The organism is Gelidibacter sp., from assembly GCF_035515035.1.
In the GTDB taxonomy this organism is placed as follows: domain Bacteria; phylum Bacteroidota; class Bacteroidia; order Flavobacteriales; family Flavobacteriaceae; genus Gelidibacter.
This window is the reverse complement of record NZ_DATJCA010000036.1, coordinates 1-3276: the sequence shown is the minus strand read 5'-3', so window position 1 is coordinate 3276 and position 3276 is coordinate 1. Positions and strand designations below refer to the sequence as shown.

General features: G+C 40.2%; 4 protein-coding genes and 1 pseudogene. All 5 read left to right on the top strand.

Annotated elements, in window-relative coordinates; genetic code table 11:
• A pseudogene (locus tag VLZ86_RS02800) lies at positions 1–484 on the top strand (hypothetical protein); the annotation flags it as partial.
• Positions 485–495: 11 nt separating this feature from the next.
• The gene (locus VLZ86_RS02795; protein ID WP_325448499.1) at positions 496–1119 is read left to right on the top strand and encodes a conjugal transfer protein TraK; all 624 of its coding nucleotides are present in this window, start codon (positions 496–498) and stop codon (positions 1117–1119) included.
• Positions 1100–2023: a conjugative transposon protein TraM gene (gene traM / locus VLZ86_RS02790; RefSeq protein WP_325448501.1), complete on the top strand. Its 924-nt coding sequence runs from the start codon at positions 1100–1102 to the stop codon at positions 2021–2023. The genes VLZ86_RS02795 and traM overlap by 20 nt, the downstream gene beginning before the upstream one ends.
• Before the next feature lie 31 nt (positions 2024–2054).
• Complete coding sequence (locus tag VLZ86_RS02785; protein ID WP_325448497.1) at positions 2055–2909, top strand: DUF4138 domain-containing protein; 855 nt, start codon at positions 2055–2057, stop codon at positions 2907–2909.
• A gap of 143 nt (positions 2910–3052) precedes the next feature.
• Positions 3053–3276: hypothetical protein (locus VLZ86_RS02780; protein ID WP_325448495.1), on the top strand; the 224-nt coding region annotated here is incomplete at its 3' end.

Genomic DNA, 3276 nt, shown 5'->3' with positions numbered 1-3276 from the left:
ACGTGGGCTTTTTGATGCTGCCAGCATGGCCATGACCTTGCTATATGAAGATTTGATTACGCCATTATATGGGTTCAAGATTTTGGCGTTCATCCTAAGTGTCATCCTTTGGCTCCTTGATCTATTTATTTATCCACTTTTTTTAGCCGAACGCTTCTTTCTTTTGGGGATCATGCAGGCATTTTTTCCGTTGGTCATAAGCTTGGCAGTATTTGAGAAATTCAGGTCACTCGCCTATTCATTTTTCAGACTTTATGCTGCCGTTTATATGCTGGTACCGGCTTTCTTTTTGGTCAACATCTTTATCAATGCCCTCTACACGGAAATTAACACCAATTTTTGGACCAATCTATTCGGAACGGATACTGGGCAGGGATTCTTTGCACCGGTGGTCCAGTTAGGATCGGTCGGCTTTATCGTGTTCCTGAAATTCAGGCTCTATGCACGTGCCACCTCCTTTACGATCAGGCTATTTACCAATTAATCCTTACAACAATGAAAACACCCTATCAAAATATTTATAAGATCTTAATGTTGAACAGGCTCATCGTATTGGCCGTGGTCATCTGTGCTTTTATTGCAAGTACGTTTTCTCTTTGGACAGCCTATACCACCCACAAAAATGCATTAAACAGTGCTTTTGCAATAAATACCGACGGCAGTATCATTCCATTAACATTGGTCACCCAGAAAGAAAACTTCGCAGTGGAAGCGCTTTCGCATTTGGACCTGTTCCATACCTATTTCTACAATATCGATGCGAGCAATTACGAACGGCATTTGAAAAAAGCACTTTGGTTGGGCAATAGTTCCGTGGACAATCTGTACCGACAGAAAAAAGCAGATGGTGTCTATAACCGGTTGCTGCAATATTCATTGGTCCAAAAAGTGCTGAACATTGATTCAAAGATCACGGAATCCAACGGCATCCATAAATTTATGACCACCACTTTTTTTGAAATCAACCGAGGGTCGATCATCGACACCTATGAACTTGTATCCACCGGCAACCTGATGTTGGTAGATCGGAACTTCCCCAACAATCCGCACGGGTTATTGATTACCGATTACTTTGAAAACACCCTAAAAAAGATTCCCAATAAAAATAGAAAAAAATAAAATTGTCTTTGCCACCGTATTGGCCGTTATTTTCCTATTCCTGATTTCCTATTCCCTGATGGTCATGGGCAAGGATGACAACGAAGGCCAAAACCTTGAGCACACTTTGGTACCGCCATTGGAAGAAAACCAAAAACAGTACCAGTCCAAACTGGACGCTATTAACGACCTTAAGGAAGTGAGGGAAACCAATGCACCCAGCATTTATGATGAAAAACTGATCGATTCGCTTGGCTTTTATGATCGAAAACTTCCCGAGCGCGAAAAAGAGCGCATCGTGGACAGCATTTATGCGGTAGGAAAAATAAAATATTCAGAACGCACCTATCAGAATCTTGGCAATAAAAAGATTGCCACCAAAAAAATCCAAGAAATAGATTCTGCAGAACTAAAAAGGGAACAACTGGTCGAAGCCAAGGAGATGGGTCTGGAGCATCAATTGTTTTTTGCATCAGCTCCAAAACCTGATGCCACTTTGGTTATGGGGACTACAGACCAAACCATCCATGTCATTGTAGATGGCGATCAAGTGGTCAAAACAAATAGCCGTTTGAGAATGCGCCTTGCAGAGGATGCACTGGTCAACAACAGGAAAATACCGAGAAACACACTTGTTTTTGGGTTTATCAGTTTTCAGCCCAATCGTGCGCTGATCAACATCGAGACCATCCAACACCACCCCACCAAGCTCAGAGCCTACGATCTACAGGATGGTAGCGAGGGCATTTATATTGAAAATAATTTTCGAGCTGAAGCAACCCATGAAGTTGTGGGCGACATCATGGGCGACATCAATATTCCGGGTGTTCCGCAGGTGGACGGTATTACCAAAGTGCTCAAACGCAATAATCGGAGCGTAAAAGTGACCGTACTGAACAACTACCGACTTATTTTAAAACCATAAGCCCATAATAGGCATTTAAAAACGAACTCTTATGAAAACATATTTTATCATTTCGACTCTTATTGTTTCCGCCATTTTACCTCGACCTTGCTCGGCACAAGATACATTGCAAACATCGCAAATACTGGACACTATTTATGCCAATAACATCAAAAACGTAGCCCTCTTTTTCCCTGGCCCCATTCGGCATGGCATCACTGGGGCAGAGAATTTCGTATTTACCTATAACCGTGAAAAGGAACAGTATTTTGGTCTGCTCCAGGCAAAACCCGGAAAGGAAAGCAATCTTTTGGTGATCAACAGCGATGGTTCTGTTTTCTCCTATATTGTGAGTTATAAAGCATCCCTTTCAAGGCTCAATTATTTCATACCGAAATCCAGTAGCATCGGGAACGAAAAACCAAGAATAAAAGACTCCATTCAAGTTGCATCCAAGGAAATCAAGATCAATAACAAGGATTTTTACTATCAAAAATTCTGTTCCTATCTTCTTGAAAAAAATCAACAGAAAGGTAATATCAAAAAAGAGCAGAAAGAGCTTGAGTTGCGTGTTGAAAATATCGTGTTTGATTCCGATGAACTTTACTTTGTTATTCAGATCAAAAATAATTCCACCTTAGATTACGATGTCAATTTTCTTAACCTCTCCACAGTAACGAGACAGAAGGGAAAAAAAAGATCTTTACAAAAACTGTATCACGAACCACTGTTCCGACACTATATGCCTTCCAGAATTTCAAAAAATGAAACGGTAAGATTAGTATATGTCGTACCCAAATTTTCGCTGTCCAATCAGCGTCGGGCTGTTTTGGAACTGAATGAAAAAGATGGCGAACGCCATATCGCGTTACAAGTATCACATCGGCATATCAATAACCCGAATTAGAACAAAGATTCACAACATGGTTGTCATTATTTAAACATATAATCGGAACAATACCGACTATATATCTATTTTATTACATTTAATTGCTATATTTACATTAGTAAGTCGGAAAAAATCCGATTAACTTATGTAATAATTACAGTATGGATTTCAGAAAGATGATAAAGGAATATGCCGAAGCTCCTATATCCAGACATTTAATCTTAGATTTACTCAGTGAGTATCAGCGTCCAAATGATAAAATCAGTGAACTCATCAAAAGTAAGGCACTCATTTCTGTCCGAAGAGGGCTATATATTGTAGGTCCCAAAACAGACCTGCCAACACCAGAGCCCTTTCTAATTGCAAATCACCTTAGAGGACCGAG